Annotated in this window: 22 protein-coding genes and 7 tRNA genes; 18 read left to right on the forward strand and 11 right to left on the reverse strand. The window is 71.8% G+C overall.

Annotation, left to right across the window (positions count from 1 at the left end; genetic code table 11):
- The first annotated feature begins 177 nt into the window (after positions 1-177).
- The 3 genes from HZS56_RS22995 (at position 178) to HZS56_RS23005 (ending at position 2,121) form a co-directional block, all read left to right on the forward strand.
- A complete protein-coding gene (locus HZS56_RS22995) occupies positions 178-360 on the forward strand; it encodes a hypothetical protein (protein ID WP_216722673.1) in 183 nt (60 codons plus the stop codon).
- A gap of 439 nt (positions 361-799) precedes the next feature.
- A complete protein-coding gene (locus tag HZS56_RS23000) occupies positions 800-1,732 on the forward strand; it encodes a phosphotransferase family protein (RefSeq protein WP_216722674.1) in 933 nt (310 codons plus the stop codon).
- 101 nt (positions 1,733-1,833) lie between these two features.
- Positions 1,834-2,121, forward strand: a complete 288-nt coding sequence (locus HZS56_RS23005; protein WP_216722675.1) for a TFIIB-type zinc ribbon-containing protein — start codon at positions 1,834-1,836, stop codon at positions 2,119-2,121.
- Positions 2,122-2,225: 104 nt separating this feature from the next.
- On the opposite strand, the gene HZS56_RS23010 is transcribed toward HZS56_RS23005, so the two are convergent.
- The 5 genes from HZS56_RS23010 to HZS56_RS23030 form a co-directional block, all read right to left on the reverse strand.
- Positions 2,226-2,297, reverse strand: a tRNA-Val gene (locus tag HZS56_RS23010).
- Positions 2,298-2,317: 20 nt separating this feature from the next.
- Positions 2,318-2,389, reverse strand: a tRNA-Val gene (locus tag HZS56_RS23015).
- 52 nt (positions 2,390-2,441) lie between these two features.
- Positions 2,442-2,513, reverse strand: a tRNA-Val gene (locus HZS56_RS23020).
- 1 nt (position 2,514) lies between these two features.
- Positions 2,515-2,588: transfer RNA gene (locus HZS56_RS23025), tRNA-Cys, on the reverse strand.
- Positions 2,589-2,626: 38 nt separating this feature from the next.
- Positions 2,627-2,699: transfer RNA gene (locus HZS56_RS23030), tRNA-Gly, on the reverse strand.
- Positions 2,700-2,876: 177 nt separating this feature from the next.
- Here HZS56_RS23030 and HZS56_RS23035 point away from each other — a divergent pair.
- From HZS56_RS23035 to HZS56_RS23045, 3 genes are all read left to right on the forward strand, one after another.
- Complete coding sequence (locus tag HZS56_RS23035; RefSeq protein WP_216722676.1) at positions 2,877-3,929, forward strand: chorismate-binding protein; 1,053 nt, start codon at positions 2,877-2,879, stop codon at positions 3,927-3,929.
- Positions 3,926-4,747 carry an aminotransferase class IV gene (locus tag HZS56_RS23040; RefSeq protein ID WP_216722677.1) on the forward strand — a complete coding sequence of 274 codons (822 nt, stop codon included), beginning with the start codon at positions 3,926-3,928 and terminating at the stop codon, positions 4,745-4,747. The genes HZS56_RS23035 and HZS56_RS23040 overlap by 4 nt, the downstream gene beginning before the upstream one ends.
- 237 nt (positions 4,748-4,984) lie before the next feature.
- Positions 4,985-5,809: a GNAT family N-acetyltransferase gene (locus tag HZS56_RS23045; protein ID WP_216722678.1), complete on the forward strand. Its 825-nt coding sequence runs from the start codon at positions 4,985-4,987 to the stop codon at positions 5,807-5,809.
- A 77-nt stretch (positions 5,810-5,886) separates the two neighbouring features.
- Here HZS56_RS23045 and HZS56_RS23050 read toward each other — a convergent pair whose 3' ends face one another.
- Complete coding sequence (locus HZS56_RS23050) at positions 5,887-6,432, reverse strand: DsbA family protein (RefSeq protein ID WP_216722679.1); 546 nt, start codon at positions 6,430-6,432, stop codon at positions 5,887-5,889.
- Positions 6,433-6,625: 193 nt separating this feature from the next.
- Here HZS56_RS23050 and HZS56_RS23055 point away from each other — a divergent pair, with 193 nt between their 5' ends.
- Positions 6,626-7,090, forward strand: a complete 465-nt coding sequence (locus HZS56_RS23055; protein ID WP_216722680.1) for a hypothetical protein — start codon at positions 6,626-6,628, stop codon at positions 7,088-7,090.
- Positions 7,091-7,251: 161 nt separating this feature from the next.
- Positions 7,252-7,431, forward strand: coding sequence for a hypothetical protein (locus tag HZS56_RS23060; RefSeq protein ID WP_037765165.1), 180 nt, complete (start codon positions 7,252-7,254; stop codon positions 7,429-7,431).
- Between the two features lie 103 nt (positions 7,432-7,534).
- Here HZS56_RS23060 and HZS56_RS23065 read toward each other — a convergent pair whose 3' ends face one another.
- On the reverse strand, positions 7,535-8,095 hold the full coding sequence (locus HZS56_RS23065; RefSeq protein WP_216722681.1) for a CGNR zinc finger domain-containing protein: 561 nt from the start codon (positions 8,093-8,095) through the stop codon (positions 7,535-7,537).
- A 532-nt stretch (positions 8,096-8,627) separates the two neighbouring features.
- The gene (locus HZS56_RS23070; protein WP_004002642.1) at positions 8,628-9,041 is read right to left on the reverse strand and encodes an SsgA family sporulation/cell division regulator; all 414 of its coding nucleotides are present in this window, start codon (positions 9,039-9,041) and stop codon (positions 8,628-8,630) included.
- A gap of 191 nt (positions 9,042-9,232) precedes the next feature.
- On the opposite strand from HZS56_RS23070, the gene HZS56_RS23075 reads away from it, so the two are divergent.
- From HZS56_RS23075 to HZS56_RS23090, 4 genes are all read left to right on the forward strand, one after another.
- A complete protein-coding gene (locus HZS56_RS23075; RefSeq protein ID WP_216722682.1) occupies positions 9,233-9,685 on the forward strand; it encodes a TIGR02611 family protein in 453 nt (150 codons plus the stop codon).
- 79 nt (positions 9,686-9,764) lie between these two features.
- Positions 9,765-9,836, forward strand: a tRNA-Val gene (locus HZS56_RS23080).
- A gap of 634 nt (positions 9,837-10,470) precedes the next feature.
- A complete protein-coding gene (locus HZS56_RS23085; RefSeq protein ID WP_216722683.1) occupies positions 10,471-10,929 on the forward strand; it encodes an SRPBCC family protein in 459 nt (152 codons plus the stop codon).
- A 39-nt stretch (positions 10,930-10,968) separates the two neighbouring features.
- Positions 10,969-11,040 (forward strand) — tRNA-Val (locus tag HZS56_RS23090).
- A 57-nt stretch (positions 11,041-11,097) separates the two neighbouring features.
- On the opposite strand, the gene HZS56_RS23095 is transcribed toward HZS56_RS23090, so the two are convergent.
- Positions 11,098-11,823, reverse strand: a complete 726-nt coding sequence (locus tag HZS56_RS23095; RefSeq protein WP_216722684.1) for a 3'-5' exonuclease — start codon at positions 11,821-11,823, stop codon at positions 11,098-11,100.
- Between the two features lie 385 nt (positions 11,824-12,208).
- Between HZS56_RS23095 and thrS the strand changes: the two genes are divergently transcribed.
- Together thrS and HZS56_RS23105 are read left to right on the forward strand one after the other, a co-directional pair.
- Positions 12,209-14,188 (forward strand): threonine--tRNA ligase, encoded by a 1,980-nt coding sequence (gene thrS, locus HZS56_RS23100; RefSeq protein WP_216722685.1) that lies wholly within the window; start codon positions 12,209-12,211, stop codon positions 14,186-14,188.
- A gap of 148 nt (positions 14,189-14,336) precedes the next feature.
- A complete protein-coding gene (locus HZS56_RS23105; RefSeq protein ID WP_216722686.1) occupies positions 14,337-14,891 on the forward strand; it encodes an HIT family protein in 555 nt (184 codons plus the stop codon).
- A gap of 126 nt (positions 14,892-15,017) precedes the next feature.
- On the opposite strand, the gene HZS56_RS23110 is transcribed toward HZS56_RS23105, so the two are convergent.
- Entirely contained in the window at positions 15,018-16,673 is a 1,656-nt protein-coding gene (locus HZS56_RS23110; RefSeq protein WP_216722687.1) for an AbeC-like domain-containing protein, read from the reverse strand.
- 221 nt (positions 16,674-16,894) lie between these two features.
- Positions 16,895-19,093 carry an elongation factor G-like protein EF-G2 gene (locus tag HZS56_RS23115; protein WP_216722688.1) on the reverse strand — a complete coding sequence of 733 codons (2,199 nt, stop codon included), beginning with the start codon at positions 19,091-19,093 and terminating at the stop codon, positions 16,895-16,897.
- A gap of 205 nt (positions 19,094-19,298) precedes the next feature.
- Between HZS56_RS23115 and pgsA the strand changes: the two genes are divergently transcribed.
- The 4 genes from pgsA (at position 19,299) to HZS56_RS23135 (ending at position 22,850) form a co-directional block, all read left to right on the forward strand.
- The gene (gene pgsA, locus HZS56_RS23120) at positions 19,299-20,021 is read left to right on the forward strand and encodes a phosphatidylinositol phosphate synthase (RefSeq protein ID WP_216722696.1); all 723 of its coding nucleotides are present in this window, start codon (positions 19,299-19,301) and stop codon (positions 20,019-20,021) included.
- The gene (locus HZS56_RS23125) at positions 20,018-20,965 is read left to right on the forward strand and encodes a phosphatidylinositol mannoside acyltransferase (RefSeq protein WP_216722689.1); all 948 of its coding nucleotides are present in this window, start codon (positions 20,018-20,020) and stop codon (positions 20,963-20,965) included. Before pgsA ends, HZS56_RS23125 begins: the two co-directional genes overlap by 4 nt.
- A complete protein-coding gene (locus HZS56_RS23130; RefSeq protein WP_216722690.1) occupies positions 20,962-22,125 on the forward strand; it encodes a glycosyltransferase family 4 protein in 1,164 nt (387 codons plus the stop codon). Before HZS56_RS23125 ends, HZS56_RS23130 begins: the two co-directional genes overlap by 4 nt.
- A gap of 185 nt (positions 22,126-22,310) precedes the next feature.
- Positions 22,311-22,850 carry a GNAT family N-acetyltransferase gene (locus HZS56_RS23135; RefSeq protein WP_216722691.1) on the forward strand — a complete coding sequence of 180 codons (540 nt, stop codon included), beginning with the start codon at positions 22,311-22,313 and terminating at the stop codon, positions 22,848-22,850.
- Positions 22,851-22,975 lie beyond the last annotated feature (125 nt).

Consider the following 22,975-nt stretch of genomic DNA (forward strand, 5'->3'; position numbering starts at 1 on the left):
GGGAGTACACCGCAGGTAGTGGCTCATCCTCCGGGAGGCCCGGCAATCGGTACGAGGGCATGACGCCCGGCAGGCGCCGGACACCTAGATTTGAGGTCAAGCGGCGGGTGCAGCGCTCGTCCCCCGAGGTCAGACACTCGCCGCTGCCGGACAACGGAAACGGTCAGGAGAGGGACCATGGCCCAGACGATGCCGCGGACGCTGGTCCGCACGCGGGAGAACCGCCGTCAGGGCCGTCGCCACCCCGCGGTGGCGACACTCATGGCCCTGCCCCTGGCGGTCCTGCTCCTCCTCGTCTTCGACGGGTGGGAGACAGTGGCCACACAAGCGTCGTCCGTGGGTGTGGTGCTGGGGCGCTGAGCGGCGACCCCAGGCCCGGAAGAGCGGTCCGGGCGGGGACATCCACCCATGAAACCCCGTGGGGACGGGGGTGCGGCGGACGGCAAAATGCCGGCGCAGCTGGGGAGCTGCGCCGGCATTGCTCTGTCCACGGCCACACCCGGGACCCGCACGATCACCGCCCCTGCGGCGTCCGGCGTCGCACCGGCACCGCAATCGCCGCCGCTCCTCCCGCTGTCACCACTGCGGACGTCGTCGTACTCGCCGCGGTGGCCGCCCGCCCCTCCAGTACCGCCCGCCCGCAGGACCGCAGCCACCCGCGTCCATCCTCAGTGCCTGCCTCGAACCCCACGCCGTACGCCCCGCCGAGGGCGAGAGCGAGAGCGAGGGGAGGACGAGAACGGGCCGAGGGCGGGGACACCGCCGCAGCGGTGCGACGGCGGTGCGTACGCTCGCCCCCGTGACCACGGACGACGCCCTCCTCCCCGCCCTGGAAGCCCGCGTCAGGGCGAGGGCCCACGCCGGCCCGTCGGCCTGCCCCTGCGGCACCGCCACCCTCGCCGACCGCCCGGACACCACCGTCGTCCGGCACGCCGGCACCGTCGCCAAGGCTCACGCGGTGGACACCGGCCCCGCCGAACTGGCCCTCCGCGTCACCGCGGCCGCCCGGCTCACCGGCGTACTCCTGCCTCCCCTCGCCGAGGCGCCCTTCGTGCTGCACGGACGGCTCGTGACCTACTGGCCCTACGGCGAGCCCGTGGACCCGGAGGATCCGGACGCCGCGCCCTGGGAAGCCGCCGCCGCGCTCCTCGCCCGCCTGCACCGCACGCCGCCACCCTCGCCCGTGCCCGCCATGCGCGGTCCCGTGAAGGCGGCCAGGGCCGTCGGCCGCCTCCTGGACACCGCGCCCCACCACCCCGCCACCGCCCCCGTCCTGGCGGCCTGGTCGGCGCTTCCCGCCTGGGCCCGCGGCGAGGCTCCCATGCCGGGCCCGGCCAGGCTCTGCCACGGCGACCTCCACCTCGGCCAGCTCGTCCGCCATCCGGCGCCCGCGGGCCCCTGGCTGCTGATCGACGTCGACGACCTCGGCACCGGCGTCCCGGCCTGGGACCTGGCACGTCCGGCGGCCTGGTACGCCTGCGGCCTGCTCCCGCCCGACGAGTGGCAGCGCTTCCTCACCGCCTACCGGGCCTCCGAAGGTCCCGCCGTCCCCTCCGACGGCGACCCCTGGCCGGTGCTGGACGTCCCGGCCCGCGCCCTCACCGCGCAGACCGCCGCGCGGGCCATAGCGAGGGCGGCCGCGACGGACCGGCCGCTGGACGAGGTGGACCTGTCCCTGGTCGACGCCTGCGCGCGCATGGCCTCCGCCGCACCCCAAGGCCCGCACTGTTGAGCCGGAGTTGGGCGAAGTAGTGTGCAACCGACCCGCGGCCGGACAGAGTCTGTCCTGGCGATACGCGAAGCAGACCCGACCGGCGAGGAGTTGAGCCGAGCATGCAGTGCCCCAAGTGTCACGCACCGATGCACACCTACAACCGCAACGGCGTTCAGATCGAGCAGTGCAGCGGCTGCCGCGGGATCTTTCTCGACTACGGCGAGCTGGAGTCGCTGACCCGCCTGGAGGCCCAGTGGTCCCAGCCCGCTCCGCCGCCCCCGCCCGCCGCCCCGCAGGCGTACCCTGCCGCACCGGCCCCGGCCTGGGGAGCCCCGCACGGCGGTCACCACGGTCACTACGGCCACCACCGCCAGAAGGGCTTCGGCCGCATGCTCTTCTCCAGCTGATCCGGCAGGTGCGGGCCCGCCTCCCGGACGGGCCCGCACCCGACGAGGCTCCCTGCACGACGAAGCCCCCTGCCGTACGAGACGGCCGGGGGCTCCGGGCGGTGTGGACGATACTGGGATTGAACCAGTGACCTCTTCCGTGTCAGGGAAGCGCTCTCCCGCTGAGCTAATCGTCCGGGATGGTGCGAGTGCTGCGTGCGCGATACTGGGATTGAACCAGTGACCTCTTCCGTGTCAGGGAAGCGCTCTCCCGCTGAGCTAATCGCGCGCAGATCCTGGGGATCGGTGACCCGTGAGGATCGATGATCCCCGCGGACCAGTGGACGATACTGGGATTGAACCAGTGACCTCTTCCGTGTCAGGGAAGCGCTCTCCCGCTGAGCTAATCGTCCTTGGAGGTGGAGACGGGATTTGAACCCGTGTAGACGGCTTTGCAGGCCGTTGCCTCGCCTCTCGGCCACTCCACCAGGAGTGTAGGGGACCCGGGAGGCCCCCTGTTCCTGCGAGCGGACGACGAGGCTCGAACTCGCGACCTCAACCTTGGCAAGGTTGCGCTCTACCAACTGAGCTACGTCCGCCTGTCGATGCGGTCCGCTTGCGCGTCCCGGCGACGTCATGAACTCTAGCGGATTCCGGGGCCAGTACAAAAACGCGTTTGTGCAGCGTGCTGCGGTGCGCTTGCCGGCGTACCTGGTCAGGACCGCCGGAAGGACACGTTCGGGTCACCTCGGGGACACCGGCCTAGACTCGGTCACGTGCCCGACCTCGCGCCTCTCGCCCGCTTCGGCGACCGTCTCGCCACCGGACTCCTCGATGTCACGAGCGATCCCGCGGCCCTGGAGTCCAAGGGCTTCTGGGCCGTCTGCGCCGACTTCGAGGGCCGCGTGACCTGCGCGCGCTTCGCGGACGTACGGACCGAGCCGGTCCCGGCGCCCGCGCCGGGACGGTGGCGCGGCCCGGCGGTCGACGACTGGGCGTCCTCCCTCGACCACGCCGCGTACACGGCGGCCGTGCAGCGCATACGCGAGCACATCGCGACCGGCGAGGTCTACCAGGCCAACCTCTGCCGGGTGCTCTCGGCGCCCGTGGGCCCGGACGCCGACGTGGACGCCCTCACCGCCCTGCTGGCCCGGGGCAACCCGGCGCCGTACGGCGGAACGATCCGGCTGCCCGGGCACGGCGTCGAGATCGCCACCGCGTCCCCCGAGCTGTTCCTGCGCCGGGACGGCCGCACCGTCGAGTCCGGGCCGATCAAGGGGACCGGCCGGACCGAGGCCGACCTGCTGCAGAAGGACTACGCAGAGAACGTCATGATCGTGGACCTGGTCCGCAACGACATGGGGCGGGTCTGCGCGACGGGCAGTGTCACGGTTCCCGACCTGTGCGCCGTCGAGAAGCACCCGGGCCTCGTCCACCTGGTCTCCACCGTCCGCGGCGAACTGGCCCCCGGCACCGGCTGGCCGGAGCTGCTCGGCGCCGCGTTCCCGCCCGGTTCCGTCACCGGCGCGCCCAAGACCAGCGCCCTGCGGATCATCGACGCGCTGGAGAGGGCGCCCCGGGGACCGTACTGCGGGGGCGTCGGCTGGGTCGACGCCGACCGGGGCACCGGCGAGCTGGCCGTCGGCATCCGCACCTTCTGGATCGACCGCGGCGCGGGACTGCTGCGCTTCGGCACCGGCGCGGGCATCACCTGGGGCTCCGACCCGGAGGGTGAGTGGCGCGAGACCGAACTGAAGGCGTCCCGGCTGCTCGCGGTAGCGTCGGGGGCGTACGAAGTGAACGTGAGTGGAGAGGCGCTGGTGACGTGAAGATCTGGCTCGACGGCGGACTGCAGGACACCGAGTCCGCCCGCGTCTCCGTCCTCGACCACGGGCTGACCGTGGGCGACGGCATCTTCGAGACGGTGAAGGCGGTGGACGGCAGGCCGTTCGCACTGACCCGGCACCTGGACCGGCTGACCCGCTCCGCCCGCGGCCTCGGGCTGCCCGCCCCCGACCTCGACGAGGTCCGCCGCGCCTGCGCCGCCGTGCTGGAGGCCGACCCGGTGCCCCTGGGCCGGCTGCGCATCACCTACACCGGCGGCCACGGCCCCCTCGGCTCCGACCGAGGCGAGCACGGCCCGACCCTCGTCGTCGCCCTCGGCGAGACCTCCCGCCGCCCCGACTCGACCGCCGTGATCACGGTGCCCTGGACCCGCAACGAACGCGGCGCGCTCACCGGCCTGAAGACCACGTCCTACGCCGAGAACGTCGTCGCCCTCGCCCGCGCCCGCGAACGGGGCGCGTCCGAGGCCCTGTTCGGCAACACGGTGGGGCGGCTGTGCGAGGGCACCGGGTCCAACGTCTTCGTCGTCCTCGACGGCGAGATCCACACCCCGCCCGTCGCCTCCGGATGCCTCGCCGGCATCACCCGCGCCCTGGCCGTCGAGTGGACCGGCGCCCGCGAGACCGACCTCCCGATGGACGTCCTCGACCGCGCCGACGAGGTCTTCCTCACCTCGACCCTGCGGGACGTACAGGCCGTGCACCGCGTCGACGACCGCGCACCGGCGGGCGCGCCCGGACCGGTGACCGCGAAGGCCATGCGGATCTTCGAGGAGCGCTCCGCGGACGACCTGGACCCGTAAGGCCCGTGACCGGCCCGCCCCGGGCGACTCGGCACGGGGACCGGCATGCGTCCGGTATCGGTACGGGGGCCGGCATCGGTCCGGCACATCGGTACGGGGACCGGCATCGGTACCGCACATCGGAACGGGTGCCGGCACCGGTCCGGGTATCGGTACCGGGCGTGTCCGGCGTCCGCGGCGGGACATGTCCCGGAAATTCGGCTGCCCCCGGGGCGCACGGTGGGTAGAAAGGCCGTGATGACCACGACCCTGCGGCCGACCGAGCCGCTCCAGCGCGCCGCCGACGGAACGCGCTCGCGCCGCTACCAGGTGTGCGTGAACAGCCGCCCCGTCGGCGCGGTCCACCTCGGCACCTCGTCCGCCCTCGGCGACTCGGTCGCCGTGATCCGCGAGCTGCGCATCGACGAGCCGGACCGCGGGCGGGGCCGGGGCACGGTGGCCGCCCTGGCCGCCGAGGAGGTCGCCCGCGGCTGGGGCTGCCGGCAGATCGAGGCGAGCGTCCCCGCCGACGGCGAGGCGGGACAGCTGCTCGCACAGGCCCTCGGCTACGCCCTGCGCAACCGGACGATGACCAAACCGCTGGCCGACAGCCCGCCCGCCCTGCCCGCCGGCAGCCGGGGACGGCCCATGACGCACGACGAGTTCGGTGCCTGGCAGGCCCGCGAGAAGGAGCAGTACGCCCGCAGCTGGATCGGGCGCGGGGTGCCGGAGGCCGACGCCCACGCGAAGGCGGGCCGCGATCACGAGACGCTCCTGCCGGACGGCCGGGACACCGAGAACACGTGCTTCGACGTGCTGGAACACGACGGGACGCGGGTCGGTGTGCTGTGGCTGGCGCTGCACGAGGACCGGGCCTTCGTCTTCGCCGTCGAGGCAGACGCCGCCCACCGGGGCCGGGGCCACGGCCGCTCACTGATGCTGCTGGCCGAGACCCGTGCGATCACGGCGGGTCGGCCACTGATCGGCCTCAACGTCTTCGCCGGCAACACCCCGGCCGAGCGGCTCTACGAGTCGCTCGGCTACACCACCACCCGGTTCAGCTACTGCAAGTCACTGCTGTGACGGCTGACCGGCTGTCACCGCCGTGACGGCCGGCCGGGGTACGGAGCCGTCCGGGAAACGTCGGTTCGGGCCCGGGGTCAGGCCTGACCCTCCTGCTCCTCCAGCCCGGCCTGTCCGGCCAGGAGCCGGTCCGCGATCTCCTCGACGCGCTCGCGCAGGCCCTCCTGGCTCTTGCCGCCGTCGAGGCGTTCGCCGCCGATGACGTACGTCGGGGTGCCGGTCACGCCGATCGCCTTGCCCTCGGCGTGGTCGGCGTCGACGATCAGGATGTGCCGGCCGTCGACGAGGGCCGTGTCGACCTCCTCGGCGTCCACCCCGAGTTCCCGGGCCACCTCGACCAGGAGGGGATCTCCCCTGCGGTCCAGCTCGGCGACCCGCTCCAGCACGGCCTCGACATACGGCCAGCCCCGGCCCTGCGCGAACGCCTCCTCGGCGGCCTGAGCGGCGGCGAAGGCGTGCTTGTGCTTCTCCAGCGGGAAGTGCCGCAGACGCACCTCCAGACGGTCGCCGTAGCGGGCGCGCAGGGCGCGCAGATCGTCCAGGGCGGCGTGGCAGTCCGGGCACTGGAGCTCGCACCAGACGTCGAGGACGGGCGTGGGACGGGCGGGGGAGGAGTCGCTCATGCCTTCATTCTCCCAGCCCGGGCGGCCGCGTCCCGACCGCGGTGGGGTACTGCGCCCACCGGCACCTGCGGAGGAGCGGACCCCGAGATCTCCCTGATCTCGTGCCCATGGCATGGCCCCGCAGCGTCCGGACGGTGCAGGATGGAAGGGACGAAGTACTCACGCCCGACCCGAGCCAGCCATGGAGGACCGGATGATTGCCGAGACCGTTTGCTCCGCGGTGTCCGCGGCCGGCCTGGGCATCGCGGCGGTCACCGCGTACCGCAGGCGCTTCCTCACCGCGGTGCGCGTCGCCGCCTACTCCCTGGTCCCGATCGGCCTGGTGATGACCGGCGTCGTCGAGTGGCTGGCCGACACGGCCTTCAGTCCGGTGGCCTGGGCGGGCTTCGGAGTGCTGGGCCTGGCCTGGGTCCTCTTCATGATCACGCGCACCGTGGAGCGGCGCCGGGGCGGCACCCGCAAGGAGCGCAAGGAAGCCCGCGCGGCGGCGCGGCGGGAGGCCGTGGCGCCGCCGGCCTCCGCGCCGGGGGCCTCGGCGCCCTCGCTCGGCTCCGGCAGCCGTCCAGCCGCGAAGCCCGCGTCCCGGCCGGCAAACGCGCCCCGCGGTGAGGACGACTTCAGCGACATCGAGGCCATCCTCAAGAAGCACGGGATATGACCCGGCGCACCTGACTGAAACGACACAGTGGTCCGAGGCCGACAGTGTGCGCTCCGTAGTGATCACGATCCGAACGGACTTTGCGACATTCAACGAACTCCCGGTCGTTACGGGCGTGCTGATCGCGTAGGCCCTGCTCGCTGCGTCATGATCGCCGCGAGATGCCGGACACCACTCAGCTGGATCCCCAGCTGGACACGAGACAGAGCGAAACCGGGCGGACACAGAGTGAACCGCGCGGCTGCCTCTTCGCCCTATCCCAGCCACCGCTCATGATCTTCCTTGCGGTGATCGGGTGCCTGCTGCTCATGGCTTCGTTGCACGATCTGCTGTTGCTGTGAGCCGTACCCGCGCTCCCCGGCGCCACCCGCCGGGGGCCGCGTCGCCCGTCGAGGCATCCCACCCGCGCCGTCCCAGGGGCCCGCGGCCGTCCACGGGCACGGATCAGCCCGCCGCCTCCTTGCGCCGGGCGCGGTACGCCGCCACGTGCAAGCGGTTTCCGCACGTACGGCTGTCGCAGTACCGCCGCGAGCGGTTGCGGGAGAGATCGACGAAGGCACGCCGGCAGTCGGGGGCCTCGCAGCGTCTCAGCCGTTCCTGCTCCCCGGCGACGACGAAGAAGGCCAGGGCCATCCCGCAGTCGGCGGCCAGGTGGTCGGCGACGGAGGCGCCGGGCGCGAAGTAGTGGATGTGCCAGTCGTAGCCGTCGTGGTCGGTCAGCCGCGGGGTGGTGCCCGCGGCCGCCACCAGATCGTTGATCAGTCCTGCGGCCGCCCGTGCGTCGGGGGTGGCGAAGACCGCCGCGAACCGGCCGCGGATCTTGCGCACCGCCGAGAGGTCGAGCTCCGAGAGCATGCCGATGTCGCTGACCTCGTGGGTCGCCACGAACTCCTGGAGAGCCGCGACGTCCGGCAGCCCGTCCGCCGCCGACTCGTCCTCCGGCACGGTGTTCACCAGATCCACCACGGTGTCGAGGGCACACCGGGTGTCGTGGGTGATCAGCACACTTCGCTCCCTGGCCATGCGTCGGGCGGGCGCCCGTCGATGCTGGCCGATGGTAGTGCCATCCGCGGCGGGCAGAACCGGCCGCGACAGCGGTCCGGCCGCCGGTTGCCCCTACAACGGCAGCCGGCCCGCGTTGGTTCCCGGCGAACCGGGCCGCCCGGTCCGGCCGTCGCACACCAAGCGCAACCGCCCCTGGGGCCTGCTCCTGCCCCCTTGCCTGCCACTGGACAAGCCCCGCTGCCGACCGCCCCCGCCCTGCCCTTGCTCTGCCCCCGGCCCTCGCCCTGCCTCAGCCGAGCGCCCGTGCCCGCCCGTCGCTCCGAGCGCCCGTGCCTCTCCCGCCGCCCCGAGCGGCCATACGGCCCCGCCCCGCGACTCGTACAGCTGCCGTCGCGGTCGTCCCGCGTACACGCACCGGCGCCGCCCCGCGGGAGACCGCGGCGACGACGCCGGTGTGTGCCGTATGCGGTTGTCCTGGCCCGTGCCGTCACCCCGAGTCGACGGCGACGGGCGGCTTCTGCGGGGCCCCGCCCTAGCTTTCCGCCAGGATGTGCGAGAGCTCCTGATCGAGATCGAAGTGCCGGTGTTCCGTGCCGGGAGGCACGGCGGCGTCTGTGCGCTTCAGGAAGGACTCCAGAGCCCGCGCCGGGGCCTCGAGCAGTGCCTCGCCCTCCGGGGAGCTGAGAGCGATGCAGACGACGCCCTGGCCGTGACTGCGGGACGGCCAGACCCGGACGTCGCCGGTCCCGGTGGGACGGTGGAGACCTTCGGCGAGGAGGTCGCGGGCGAACACCCACTCGACGGTTTCCTCGGCTCCGGTGTGGAAGGTGGCGTGCACGGCGTAGGGGTCGGCCGTGTCGTACCGCAGGCCTGCGGGGACAGGCAGGGAGGACTCGCTCGACACAACGAGGCGCAGGTGCAGCTCGCAGCTGACCGTGGTGTTCATAAGCGCCAGGGCCTTTCGCTCAGTGTGCGCTCGGGGATTCGCACGTCGGCGAAATCGACATGCCACCTACGGTGCCGTTGTAAACCCCTCTGAGTGTTTTGCGTGCGTTTACGTAACTCTTCCGGCCGAGTGCTCGTTCGGGTCCTGCGCCCATTCCGGTGACAGGATTCGCTCCGGTAGTGTTTGGCCGTATGAACACGGGGAGTAACAAGCCCGGCGAGGCAGCCGTGGCGGACGACCGTTCGGGGACGGACGAGGCCGAGGCGGAGCGCGCGCTCGGCTCGCGTGCGCCGGAATTCGTCAAGGCGCGCCGCGCGCTGCACCTGAGCTGGCAGGTCGGCGTCTTCATCGTCGGGCTCGCGGTCGTGGTGACCGGCATCATCATGCTGCCACTGCCCGGACCGGGCTGGGTCGTGATCTTCGGCGGCATGGCGATCTGGGCGACCGAGTTCGTCTGGGCCCAGCTGGTCCTGCGCTGGACCAAGCGCAAGGTCACCGAGGCCGCGCAGCGGGCCCTCGACCCCAAGGTGCGGCGCCGGAACATCATCCTGACCTCGATCGGTGTGGTGATCATCGCCGTGCTGGCCGGGATCTACCTGTGGAAGTTCGGCCTCGAGATGCCCTGGAAGATCAAGGACCAGTGAGTGCCGGCGGAGGCGCGGCGTCGCGGCTCCCCGTTGGTCACGGGCGCCCCTGACATGGGGTAATGTTCTTCCTGCGCCCGGGCGATTAGCTCAGTGGGAGAGCGCTTCGTTCACACCGAAGAGGTCACTGGTTCGAACCCAGTATCGCCCACCGGATCATCGGCGGCCCGGCTCACGATCGTGAGCCGGGCCGCTGTGGTGTGCGGGTGCGTCCGGGATGCCGTGCCGGCCGGTGCCTTGTGCCGGCAAGCGCTTGCTCGAAACGATTCACCCACCGCGGGACCCGGTGCCACGACCACCGCCCGCAGCGGCGGCAACGGCTCGGAGAACCGCACGGTGACGATCCGTTACTCCCGGTGTGATGCCGGGGACCGGGCCGAGCGCGTCAATCAAGAGCATCGCGCTCTCGGGGAGAAGTGCCCGAAGGTCGCAATCAAGGCCGACTTTCAGCCGTACGTGCGACGGACGTCTTCGCCCGACGGACGTCTTCCGGAATGCGATTGGATTCCTCCGTACATACGACACATTCGACGCGAAGAAAGTGCTGACCGATCTCGCCTGGAGAAGTCGGGCGAGACAGGCGGCGAACTCCCCGTGGTCGGAGCGGACCACGACGGCCGGCCCGTCGACGAGGGCCTCGGGTTCGAACCGACGGGATACACCGACGGGATACACCGACGGGATACGGGGAGCAGACGGCGGCCGCGGCCGCGAACCTCCCACTCCCGGGGGACAGATGACGCCGGCCGACATGTGCCGGGCGCCGGCCCGGGCACACTGCGGAGGTGGACTGGAACCATTACCGCTTCCGCAGCCTGTGGCAGCTGCCCGCACCCGCCCCGGACGTCTACCGGGCACTGGAACGGATCGAGGACTACCCCCGTTGGTGGCCGCAGGTGCGCGAGGTCACCCGGCTCGACGACACCAGCGGACTCCTCCGGTTCCGGTCCCTCCTCCCGTACGGCCTGACCGCGACGCTCCGGGAGGGCCGCCGGGACCCCGTGGCCGGGGTGCTGGAGGTCGAGATGAGCGGTGACATGGAGGGCTGGGCCCGCTGGACCGTGGTCCCGCGAGGCTCCGGCACACTGGCCCGCTACGACCAGGAGGTCGAGGTGCACAAGCCGCTGCTGCGCCGCCTCGCCGTACCGGGCCGGCCCCTCTTCAGGGCCAACCACCGGCTGATGATGCGGGCGGGGCGGCGGGGCCTGGCCGAGCACCTCACGGGCGGTCCCCGAGCGGTTTGATGGAAACGCGCGGCGCCCTGTATGGTTCAGTGCGTTCCCGGGCGATTAGCTCAGTGGGAGAGCGCTTCGTTCACACCGAAGAGGTCACTGGTTCGAACCCAGTATCGCCCACTCGGGAAAGGCCGGTCCGCCGCAAGACGGACCGGCCTCTTCATGTCCTCCATGTGCTCAGGCCACCGCCGGCAGGTCCGGCCGCAACGGCCAGGCCGGGTCCACCGTTTCCTCCGGGCCGTTCAGTGCGAACCAGGCCTGCGGGCCCCGCGCCTGCCCCGCATGCCACACCGCCTGGAGCGTGTGCAGTTCGGCGGGGGAGAGTCGCTCCAACCGCGCCGAGAACCGGCGCCCGAGCGCCCGTACGACCTCCAGCGCGGCCTGTGCGTCGGCCGCGGCGCCGTGCGCGTCCGCCGGCTCCACCCCGTAGTGCGTGCACAGGTCGGTGAGGGCGCGGCGGCCCTTGCGGTAGCGGTCCAGTCGCGTGTCGAGCACATACGGGTCCAGCACGTGCAACGACGTCCGCTCCAGCCAGCGGCCGAACGACGAGGCGCGGTGCCGGCGCAACTCGCGGTCCAGCAGGGTGAGATCGAAGGGCGCGTTCATCACCACGAGCGGGCGCCCGGCGCGCGCCTGCTCGGCCAGTGCCTCGGCCAACTCGTACATCACCGGCGCGGGCCAGCGCCCGTGGCGCTGTACGTGCTCCTCGGTCAGCCCGTGCACCGCGGTCGCCGCCGGCGGCACCGGCACCCCCGGATTCACCAGCCACCGCGTCGTACGAGGCCGCAGCCCCGACGCGTCCTGGACGACGAGGGCCGCCGACACGATCCGGTCGGTCTCGACGTCCCCACCCGTGGTCTCCGTGTCGAAGGCGGCCAGCGGCCCCTCGAACCAGCTCGTCATAGGGCACTCAACTCCTCGTCCGCACACGGCAGCTGACGCGCCGCCCACTGCCCCGGTCCGGTGATACCCGGGCTGTTTGCGACGTACGCCGGAATGACCCGACTGCGATGCCGTTCTTTGCGGTTCGCAGACCCCCTGATTGCGGTTCGCGGACCTCTGGCCGGGACGGGACGAATCCCCACGGCCGGACGACGCATCGACGTGCCGGTACGGACCACACCCCCCACGGAGGGCTGACGAGGACGGACGGAAGGGAACGGGAGGCAACCGGCAGGGAGGGGCCCCGGAAACTGGTTTCGCGGTGGGAGGGGTCGGGTCGGTACGATCGGCTCATGCGTGCGCTCCGGTATGGCGCCGCAGCCCCACCTTCAGTCAGGAGAGACCGGTGTCAGACGTCCGTGTGATCATCCAACGCGATTCCGAGCGGGAAGAACGCGTGGTGACGACGGGCACTACGGCCGCCGAGCTCTTCGCCGGCGAGCGCTCGGTCATCGCCGCCCGCGTGGCCGGCGAGCTGAAGGACCTCGCGTACGAGGTCCGGGACGGCGAGACCGTCGAAGGCGTCGAGATCTCCTCCGAGGACGGTCTGAACATCCTGCGCCACTCCACCGCGCACGTGATGGCGCAGGCCGTGCAGGAGCTGTTTCCCGAGGCGAAGCTGGGCATCGGCCCGCCCATCCGGGACGGCTTCTACTACGACTTCGATGTCAAGGAGCCCTTCACTCCCGAGGACCTCAAGCGTGTCGAGAAGCGGATGCAGGAGATCCAGAAGCGCGGACAGCGCTTCTCGCGCCGCGTGACCAGTGACGACGCCGCTCGAGAGGAGCTCGCCGACGAGCCGTACAAGCTCGAGCTGATCGGCCTCAAGGGCAACGCCGCACAGGCTGCCGACGGCGCCGACGCGGAGGTGGGCAGCGGTGAGCTGACCATCTACGACAACCTCGACGCCAAGACGGGCGAGCTGTGTTGGAAGGACTTGTGCCGTGGTCCTCACCTGCCGACCACGCGCAACATTCCGGCCTTCAAACTGATGCGCTCGGCCGCTGCCTACTGGCGCGGCAGCGAGAAGAACCCGCAGCTCCAGCGGATCTACGGCACCGCCTGGCCGTCCAAGGACGAGCTGAAGGCCCACTTGGACTTCCTGGCCGAGGCGGAGAAGCGGGACCACCGCAAGCTCGGTTCGGAACTGGACCTGTTCTCCTTCCCCGACGAGCTGGGCCCCGGTCTCGCGGTGTTTCACCCCAAGGGGGGTGTCATCCGCAAGGTCATGGAGGACTACTCGCGCCGTCGGCACGAGGTCTCCGGCTACGAGTTCGTGAACACCCCGCACATCTCGAAGGAGCACCTCTTCGAGATCTCCGGGCACCTGCCGCACTACGCGGAGGGCATGTTCCCGCCCATCCAGTTCGACGAGCAGAACTATCGCCTCAAGGCGATGAACTGCCCGATGCACAACCTGGTCTTCAAGTCGCGTGGCCGTTCCTACCGCGAGCTGCCGCTCAGGTTGTTCGAGTTCGGGACCGTCTACCGCTACGAGAAGTCCGGCGTCGTGCACGGTCTGACTCGCTCGCGCGGCTTCACTCAGGACGACTCTCACATCTACTGCACCAAGGAGCAGATGCCCCAGGAGCTGGACACGCTCCTGACCTTCGTCCTCGATCTGCTGCGGGACTACGGCCTGAACGAGTTCGAGCTGGAGCTGTCCACCCGCGACGACTCCGACAAGTTCATCGGCTCCGACGAGGACTGGGTCGAGGCCACGGAGGCGCTGCGCCAAGCCGCCGAGAAGCAGAACCTGCCGCTGGTTCCGGACCCGGGCGGCGCTGCGTACTACGGCCCGAAGATTTCCGTTCAGGCACGCGACGCCATCGGCCGGTCCTGGCAGATGTCGACGGTCCAGGTCGACTTCAACCAGCCCAAGCGGTTCGGTCTCGAGTACACCGCCGCCGACGGCTCCCGCCAGCAGCCCGTCATGATCCACCGGGCATTGTTCGGCTCCATCGAGCGATTCTTCGGTGTGCTGCTTGAGCACTACGCGGGAGCCTTCCCGGCGTGGCTCGCCCCGGTCCAGGCGGTAGGCATCCCGGTGGGGGACGCGCACGTGCAGTACCTGGAGGAGTTCGCGGCGGAGGCGCGGCGCAAGGGGCTGCGTGTCGACGTGGACTCCTCCTCGGACCGGATGCAGAAGAAGATCCGCACCCAGCAGAAGCAGAAGGTCCCGTTCATGATCATCGTCGGTGATGAGGACATGCACGGGGGCACGGTGTCGTTCCGGTACCGCGATGGGTCTCAGGAAAATGGCATCCCCCGTGACCAGGCGCTGGCCAAGATCGTTGATGTGGTGGAGCGCCGCGTCCAGGTGTGAAGCGGTCCCCGCCGGTGCGGGGATGGTCCGTCGTAGCGCTCATCCTCGTGGCGTCGCCGCGATTGTTCCCCGCACACGCGGGGATCGGCCCCCGGTTAAGATCCGGGGGCCTTTCCACGGGTCGGACGCGACGCCATATGCTGCACGCATGACGAGTGAGCCGGAGCAGCAGCTGGGAGTGGGGACGCCGGACGCGTTCCAGCGTCTGTGGACGCCCCACCGGATGGCGTACATCCAGGGCGAGAACAAGCCGAGCGGCCCGGGCGCCGACGACGGCTGCCCCTTCTGCTCGATCCCGGCCAAGTCCGACGAGGACGGGCTCGTCGTCCGGCGCGGGGAGCACGTGTACGCGGTGCTCAATCTGTACCCCTACAACGGCGGCCACCTGATGACGGTCCCGTACCGCCACGTCGCCGACTACACCGAGCTGGATGCCGTGGAGACCGCGGAGCTGGCCGAGCTGACCAAGCAGGCGATGACGGCGTTGCGCACCGCCTCCGGCGCCCACGGCTTCAACATCGGCATGAACCAGGGCTCCGTGGCAGGCGCGGGGATCGCCGCCCACCTGCACCAGCACGTGGTGCCCCGCTGGGGAGGCGACACCAATTTCCTCCCCGTGATCGGCCACACCAGGGTCCTGCCCCAGCTCCTCGGCGACACCCGCAAGATGCTGGCCGACGCCTGGCCGACGCCGGCGTCCTGACGCCGGCCGGGCGAAACAGCCCGTCCGGCGTTTGAGGACAAGGCCGTCCAGGCCGAAGCGGGGGCCCGGGGGCGCAGCCCCCGGGGAGACCGGTCACCCCGGCATCCCCGCCCCACCGCCGGAGGCTTACGCGTCGTAGACGTCCGCCTTCTTCGGCGCCGCCTCCTGGACGGCTCCGCTCAGGCCACCCGCGCGGGCACCGAACTTCTCCGTGTCCACGCCGTTCTCCTTCAGCACCTTGATCGCGGCGGAGTGCACCGCCCGGAGGACCGGCGTGGCAGCACGCAGCGCGTCGTCGGCCATGAAGCGGTGCCGCCACGGCCGGTCCGCCCAGGCGTGCCGCAGGCCGAAGGGCTCGGGCAGCGAGAGCTTGCCGCCCAGCCAGTAGAGCAGCGGGGGATACCAGGTCAGCGGGGCCCGCGCGGTCAGGCGCACCACCTCGTCGGCGTCGACCAGCGGGAGCTTCACCGTGCGGGTCTCCCAGAACTTGACCGACTTCTGGACCTGCTTCTCCTTGGCGGCGGGCTTGCTGGTGAACAGGCTGTGCACCGGGCCCAGCGCATGCCCGGTGACCTCGATGCGCAGCGTCTCGTGCAGCACCGTCACCGTGATCAGCATGGAGATGACCAACTGGCCGTCCCACAGCGTCCACTGCACACCGAGATAGTGCCGGTCGCCCGCGCCGAACTGCTGCTTGTCGCAGATCTCCTGTATGGCGTGCTGCTTGACCTGGTACTCCTCGACGTCGGTGCCGTCGGGCCGGGAGACCGAGCCGGCGTTCTCACCGATCGGGGTGACGACCCAGTGCTTCACGGTGGGCTTGGGGAAGCCGCCGGTGTGCAGAGGGCCGCGCTCCAGCATGCGCAGCCGGTCGTGGACGGCCTTGATGACGTCCCAGCTGCGGAAGGGGTTGATCTCCCGGTCCGGGTCGACGGGGATCAGCTCCTCCGCGAGCTGCCAGCTGCCCCAGCGGGTGCCCATGCCGAGTATCCCCTTGGGACCGGCGTAGAAGACGGAGTTGGACTGCTGCTCGGCGCCGAGCCGGGCCAGTGACTGCCGCAGTTCCTCGGCGGCCTTCTCCCCGGGGTTGCTCGGCACCGCCTCGGGCACCTTGGCACCGACGCCGGAGCCGGACAGGAGGCCGCTCCAGCGCTCCCTCAGGTCGTGGGCCGTACGCTCGCAGATCCGCTTGGCCCAGAACCAGCCGATCACCGGAGCGACGACGCAGGCACGCGCGTACCAGGCCCAGAAGCCGCTGAAGGGCATCCTGAGCAGGAAGAGGACGGCGAGGACACCGATCCCGAGCAGGAGCGCGGTGGCGAGCGCGCCGGCCCGCTTGTCCTCGCGCCTGGCCATGGTGGTGCGGATCTGGAAGACCAGCAGCCAGATCAGCAGGCCCGGCAGGAACAGCAGCCCGCAGATCACCATGACGGCACTGAGCCAGTTGTCCCGGTCCCTGCGGATGCGGTGCGCCGCGAGGCTGTGCTCCACGACCACCTGCGGCTGCGCGCCGAAGGACTGGATCAGCGGGGCCCGGCCGGAACCCAGCATCCGGTCGATGATGGCCCGGGAGAACGCCTCGCCCAGATTGGGCCGGAACAGCTTGATCTTGGGTTTGCTCACGGCCGACTTGTGCCATTCGCTGTTGGCCTTGAGTATCTCGTCGGCCTCGCTGTCCCGGTAGGCGGCCGAGGCCAGCGCGAAGGTGGCCGTCTGGCCGCCGTCGTCCGTCCGCGGCACCTGCGGTCCGAAGAAGTCCGCGTAACCGCCGTCAACGGTCATTCCCGCCCCCGATCGCCACCACTGTCGCTCCTGCGGCCTTCCCGACTTCCCTGCCCCGCACACCTGTTGATCTGGTCATCAGCGTATCGGCCGGCGGCGGCATGCGTCACGGGACACCGAAAGGCGCCGCCGTGCGCGGGGCCGTCCGCCGGGTGCGCCGTCGTGCGCCGGGTGGCGGCCACGGCGGCGCACGGGGAGGCGCCACTTCCGGTGCGGGGCCGCTACGACGCCGCGCGCAGTTCCTCGCGCAGCCGGTCCGCGATCTGCGTCGGCATCGGTTCGTGCCGGGCGTAGCGGCGGTCGAAGCGGGCGGTGCCGTGCGAGAGGGAGCGCAGGTCCACGGCGTAGCGGCCGATCTCGATCTCGGGCACCTCGGCCCTGATCAGGGTCCGGCCGCCACTGGTCTGCTCGGTGCCCAGCACCTTGCCGCGCCGTCCGGACAGGTCGCTCATCACCGCGCCCACGTAGTCGTCGCCGACCAGCACGCTCACCTCGGCGACCGGCTCCAGCAGATGGATCCGGGCGTCCGCCGCCGCCTCCCTGAGCGCCAGCGCGCCCGCCGTCTGGAAGGCGGCGTCGGAGGAGTCCACGGAGTGCGCCTTGCCGTCGAGCAGGGTGACCCGTACGTCGATCAGCGGGTGGCCCGCGGCGACGCCCTTGGCGGCCTGGGCGCGCACGCCCTTCTCGACGGACGGGATGAACTGGCGGGGCACCGCGCCGCCGACGACCTTGTCCACGAACTCGATGCCCGAGCCGCCGGGCAGCGGTTCCACCTCGATCTCGCAGACGGCGTACTGGCCGTGCCCGCCGGACTGCTTCACGTGCCGCCCGCGCCCGGCCGCCCGGCCGCCGAACGTCTCGCGCAGGGAGACCCGGTGGGGTACGACGTCGACCTGGACGCCGTAGCGGCTGCGCAGCCTCTCCAGCGCCACGTCCGCGTGCGCCTCGCCCAGGCACCACAGGACCACCTGGTGGGTGTCCCGGTTGTGCTCCAGGCGCATCGTCGGGTCCTCGGCGACGAGCCGGGCCAGCCCCTGGGAGAGCTTGTCCTCGTCGGGTTTGCTGTGGGCCTCGATGGCGAGCGGCAGCAGCGGGTCGGGCATCTCCCAGGGGGCCATCAGCAGCGGGTCGTCCTTGGCCGAGAGCGTGTCCCCGGTCTCCGCGCGGCTCAGCTTGGCCACGCAGGCGAGGTCGCCCGCGATCACGTGGCTGACCGGCCGCTGCTGCTTGCCGAACGGCGTCGACAGGGCGCCGATCCGCTCGTCGACGTCATGGTCTTCATGGCCGCGGTCGGCCAGCCCGTGGCCGGAGACGTGCACCGTCTGGTCGGCGCGCAGGGTGCCGGAGAAGACACGCACCATGGAGATCCGGCCGACGTACGGGTCGGAGGACGTCTTGACGACCTCCGCGACGAGCGACTCCCCGGGGTCGCACATCCGCAGCTCCCGCGCGGTGCCCCCGGGCGTGGTGACCCTGGGCGCCGCGCGCTCCAGGGGGGTGGGGAAGCCGCGCGTGATCAGCTCCAGGAGCTCGACGGTGCCCAGGCCCTGCCGGGCGCCCTCGGCGGCGGGGGCGGCGGCCAGCACGGGAAAGAACACCCCGCGCGCGACGGCCCGCTCGAGGTCCTCGATCAGCGTCTTGACGTCGACCGGTTCGCCGCCCAGGTAGCGCTCCATGAGGGTCTCGTCCTCGCTCTCCGAGATGATCCCCTCGATCAGCAGGGAGCGGGCCTCGTCGAGCTGCGGCAGCTCCGCCTCGCCGGGTTCGGCGGCCACCCGCTCGCCCGCGCCGTAGTCGAACAGCTTCCGCGACAACAGCCCCACGAGCCCCGTCACGGGCGCGTGGCCGTCGGGGGCGGGCGCGCCGTGCAGCGGCAGGTACAGCGGCAGCACGGCGTCGGGGTCGTCCCCGCCGAAGGCCTCCGCGCAGATCCGCGTCATCTCCTCGAAGTCCGCGCGGGCCGCCTCCAGGTGCGTGATCACGATGGCCCGGGGCATGCCGACGGCGGCGCACTCCTCCCAGACCATGCGGGTCGAGCCGTCCACCCCGTCGGCGGCCGAGACGACGAAGAGGGCCGCGTCCGCCGCGCGCAGACCGGCCCTCAGCTCACCGACGAAGTCGGCGTACCCGGGAGTGTCCAAGAGGTTGATCTTGATGCCGTCCCATTCGACCGGCACCAGGGAGAGCTGTACGGAGCGCTGCTGCCGGTGCTCCATGTCGTCGTAGTCCGAGACGCAGCCGCCGTCCTCCACGCGGCCGGCCCGGTTCACCGCTCCCGCGGTCTGCGCGAGAGCCTCCACCAGAGTCGTCTTGCCCGAACCGGAGTGGCCGACCAGCACCACGTTCCGTACGGACGCGGGGTGGTCGGCCGCCGTTGCCCTTCCGGCGGCTCCGGTATGGGTGTGTGCCTTGTCGCCCATGTCCTTGCCTCCCGTGCACGGTGAGGTCGTCGGGGGCGCGGACGCGGGACCGCGTGCACTGGCGGCTCCGGCGACGCCCGCGGTCCTTCGAGCTTTCCACTCCCGTCACGCCACGTCCATACGAGAGGCCCGATCCCGCCGCCCGGCCGCCGCCCGTCCGTGGCCGAGGGTGCCCGTCCCTCGCCCACGCGCGCGCGTGACTACGATGGGCCAGCCGGTGGCCAGCAGGGGCCGCGGCGCCACACCGACCGTCGGGAAGGCCATGCTGAACAAGTACGCGCGTGCATTCTTCACGCGTGTCCTCACACCGTTCGCCGCGTTTCTCATCCGCCGGGGCGTCAGCCCGGACACGGTCACCCTCCTCGGCACCGCCGGTGTGGTCGCGGGTGCGCTGGTCTTCTACCCCATGGGTGAGTTCTTCTGGGGCACGGTGGTGATCACGCTCTTCGTCTTCTCCGACCTGGTCGACGGGAACATGGCCCGCCAGCTGGGCCGCTCCAGCCGCTGGGGCGCCTTCCTGGACTCGACCCTGGACCGGGTCGCCGACGGAGCGATCTTCGGCGGCCTCGCCCTCTGGTACGCGGGGTCGGGCGACGACAACATCCTGTGCGCGGTCTCGATCTTCTGCCTGGCCAGCGGCCAGGTGGTGTCGTACACCAAGGCGCGCGGCGAGGCGATCGGGCTGCCGGTCGCGGTCAACGGGCTGGTCGAGCGTGCCGAACGCCTCGTCGTCTCGCTGGTCGCCGCCGGATTCGCCGGGCTGCACAAGTTCGGCGTGCCCGGCATCCAGTACCTGCTGCCGGTCGCCCTGTGGGCCGTCGCCGTCGGCAGCCTCGTCACGCTGGTCCAGCGTGTGGTCACGGTCCGCCGCGAGGCCGCCGAGGCCGACGCCGCCCAGGAGAACCAGGGCACCGAGGCGGCCAAGTGAGCGCACGGGACCGGCTGACCGACGGTCTGTACGGCGCCGGCTGGGGCACCGTGAAGAAGCTCCCCGAGCCCGCCGCCGTGCGCCTCGGCCGTACCGTCGCGGACCTCGCCTGGAAGCGGCGCGGCGCGGGGGTGCGCCGGCTGGAGAGCAACTACGCGCGCGTGGTGCCCGGCGCGGGTCCCGAGCGGCTGGCCGCCCTCTCGCGCGCGGGCATGCGTTCGTACCTGCGCTACTGGATGGAGTCCTTCCGGCTCCCCGCGTGGAGCACGGAGCGGATCAAGGGCGGCTTCGCCCCGAAGGACCTGCACCACCTCACGGACGGCATGGACGCGGGCAGGGGCGTGGTCCTCGCCCTGCCGCACCTGGCCAACTGGGACCTGGCGGGAGCCTGGGTCACCACCAGGCTCGGCATCCCGTTCACCACGGTCGCCGAGCGCCTCAGGCCGGAGACCCTCTACGACCGTTTTGTCGCCTACCGCGAGGGACTCGGCATGGAGGTCCTGCCGCACAGCGGCGGAAGCGCCTTCGGCACGCTGGCCCGGCGGCTGCGCGACGGCGGCCTGGTCTGCCTGGTCGCCGACCGCGACCTGTCCGCCTCGGGCGTGGAGGTCGGCTTCTTCGGCGAGACGGCCCGGATGCCGGCCGGCCCCGCCCTGCTCGCCCAGCAGACCGGCGCGCTGCTGCTGCCGGTGACCCTCTGGTACGACGACTCGCCCGTCATGCAGGGACGGGTGCACCCGGCGGTCGCGGTGCCCGAGTCAGGCACCCGGGCCGAAAAGACGTCTGTCATGACGCAGGCGCTGGCTGACGCCTTCGCCACGGGGATCGCCGAGCACCCGGAGGACTGGCACATGCTGCAGCGCTTGTGGCTCAAGGACCTCGACCCCGCCAAGGCGCCCGGGACGACGCCGGGAACGGCCGCCGGACAGGGCGGCGCGTCGTGAGGATCGGCATCGTCTGCCCGTACTCGTGGGACGTGCCGGGCGGCGTCCAGTTCCACATCCGCGACCTCGCCGAGTACTTCGTCCGCCTCGGCCACGAGGTGTCCGTGCTCGCCCCGGCCGACGACGACACACCGCTGCCCCCGTACGTCGTCTCCGCGGGCCGCGCGGTGCCGGTGCCGTACAACGGCTCGGTGGCCCGGCTGAACTTCGGGTTCCTGTCGGCGGCCCGGGTCCGGCGCTGGCTGCACGAGGGCGCCTTCGACGTCATCCACATCCACGAGCCGACCTCGCCCTCGCTCGGCCTGCTCACCTGCTGGGCGGCGCAGGGCCCGATCGTGGCCACCTTCCACACCTCCAACCCGCGCTCCCGCGCGATGATCGCCGCGTACTCGATCCTCCAGGCGGCCCTGGAGAAGATCAGCGCCCGGATCGCGGTGAGCGAGTACGCCCGCCGCACCCTCGTCGAGCACCTGGGCGGGGACGCCGTCGTCATCCCCAACGGAGTCGACGTCGGCTTCTTCGCCGACGCCGCGCCGAGGCCCGAGTGGCAGGGGGACACGATCGGCTTCATAGGGCGCATCGACGAACCACGCAAGGGCCTCCCGGTGCTGATGCGGGCCCTGCCCACCGTCCTCGCCGCCCGCCCGCAGACCCGGCTGCTGGTCGCCGGCCGGGGCGACGAGGAGGAGGCCGTCGAGAGTCTGCCGAAGGAGCTGCGCTCCCGCGTGGAGTTCCTCGGCATGATCAGCGACGAGGACAAGGCCCGCCTCCTGCGCAGCGTCGACCTGTACGTGGCGCCCAACACCGGCGGCGAGAGCTTCGGCATCATCCTCGTCGAGGCCATGTCGGCGGGGGCCCCCGTCCTCGCCTCCGACCTCGACGCCTTCGCCCAGGTCCTCGACCAGGGGGCGGCCGGGGAACTCTTCCCCAACGAGGACGCGGACGCCCTCGCCGCGGCGGCCGTACGCCTGCTGGCCGACCCGGAGCGCCGGGCGGTGCTGCGGGAGCGGGGCAGCGCCCACGTACGGCGTTTCGACTGGTCCACGGTCGGTGCGGACATCCTCTCCGTCTACGAGACGGTCACGGCCGGAGCGGCGGCAGTGGCCACGGACGACCGGGCGACCCGCCTGCGGGCCCGCTTCGGCCTCGCCAGGGACTGATCCGTCGATCCGTCGCATCGCACCGCCCCGCACGGGGACAGTCCGGGCCCGGCACGCGCGTCGACGGACGTCTCGGAGGGCCGAGCAGCCATGCGGGTCTCCGGCGTCCGTGCCCGGGGGACCGGTGAACCGGCGGTGCTCCGGGAGGCCTTGATTGCCTCCCTGCCTCCTGATTGGCTCCCGGTATGACCGATCTGGGAGCCGTCGCCTGGCCGCCTGCCCCGATCAGGACCGAGCGGCTCGTGCTCCGTGAGCCGGAGGCCCGGGACCGCGCGGTGTTCATCGAGCTGCTGGCGTCGGCAGAGGTGCACACCCATCTCGGAGGGCCCCGGCCGCGGGACGGGCTCGAGCGCGAGTTGCCCGAGGTGCCCGAGCGGTGGCCGGGGAGTTTCGTCGTCGAGCTCGACGGGACGATGATCGGCCAGATCCTGCTCAGGAGGGCTTCGGAGCGGCACCGCCCCGCCGCCGTCGGGAAGGCCGACCTCGGCTACCTGTTCCTGCCGCGGGCGTGGGGCTTCGGGTACGCCGCCGAGGCGTGCGCGGCGGCACTCGACTGGTTCGACGGTGTCCTTCCCGGTGAGCCGGTGGTGCTCGCCACCCAGGTGGCCAATGTCGGTTCGATGCGCCTCGCGGCGAGGCTGGGATTCACCGAGGTGGAGCGGTTCCGTGCCTGGGACGCCGAGCAGTGGCTCGGACTGCGGGTCCCGGTCGCGGCCTCCGGCTGAACGGGCGCTCGACGGCACGGGACCGCCGGAGCGTCGTCGTCACTTCAGCAGTGCCGGAGGTGCCCGAGGAAGCGGCTGGGCGAGCGATGCCGGGCAGCGGCGCTGATCGCGGAGGAACTCTGGAA

Source organism: Streptomyces mayonensis (genome assembly GCF_018982965.1).
GTDB lineage: Bacteria > Actinomycetota > Actinomycetes > Streptomycetales > Streptomycetaceae > Streptomyces > Streptomyces mayonensis.

Coding starts and splice junctions, on each gene's coding strand:
- HZS56_RS23105 (WP_216722686.1), top strand. CDS start 14,337: ATGACGAGTGAGCCGGAGCAGCAGCTGGGAGTGGGGACGCCGGACGCG.
- HZS56_RS23115 (WP_216722688.1), bottom strand. CDS start 19,093: ATGGGCGACAAGGCACACACCCATACCGGAGCCGCCGGAAGGGCAACG.
- HZS56_RS23050 (WP_216722679.1), bottom strand. CDS start 6,432: ATGAGCGACTCCTCCCCCGCCCGTCCCACGCCCGTCCTCGACGTCTGG.
- HZS56_RS23060 (WP_037765165.1), top strand. CDS start 7,252: ATGCCGGACACCACTCAGCTGGATCCCCAGCTGGACACGAGACAGAGC.
- HZS56_RS23055 (WP_216722680.1), top strand. CDS start 6,626: ATGATTGCCGAGACCGTTTGCTCCGCGGTGTCCGCGGCCGGCCTGGGC.
- pgsA (WP_216722696.1), top strand. CDS start 19,299: ATGGGCCAGCCGGTGGCCAGCAGGGGCCGCGGCGCCACACCGACCGTC.
- HZS56_RS23070 (WP_004002642.1), bottom strand. CDS start 9,041: ATGAACACCACGGTCAGCTGCGAGCTGCACCTGCGCCTCGTTGTGTCG.
- HZS56_RS23135 (WP_216722691.1), top strand. CDS start 22,311: ATGACCGATCTGGGAGCCGTCGCCTGGCCGCCTGCCCCGATCAGGACC.
- HZS56_RS23045 (WP_216722678.1), top strand. CDS start 4,985: ATGACCACGACCCTGCGGCCGACCGAGCCGCTCCAGCGCGCCGCCGAC.
- HZS56_RS23005 (WP_216722675.1), top strand. CDS start 1,834: ATGCAGTGCCCCAAGTGTCACGCACCGATGCACACCTACAACCGCAAC.
- HZS56_RS23110 (WP_216722687.1), bottom strand. CDS start 16,673: ATGACCGTTGACGGCGGTTACGCGGACTTCTTCGGACCGCAGGTGCCG.
- HZS56_RS23075 (WP_216722682.1), top strand. CDS start 9,233: ATGAACACGGGGAGTAACAAGCCCGGCGAGGCAGCCGTGGCGGACGAC.
- HZS56_RS22995 (WP_216722673.1), top strand. CDS start 178: ATGGCCCAGACGATGCCGCGGACGCTGGTCCGCACGCGGGAGAACCGC.
- HZS56_RS23095 (WP_216722684.1), bottom strand. CDS start 11,823: ATGACGAGCTGGTTCGAGGGGCCGCTGGCCGCCTTCGACACGGAGACC.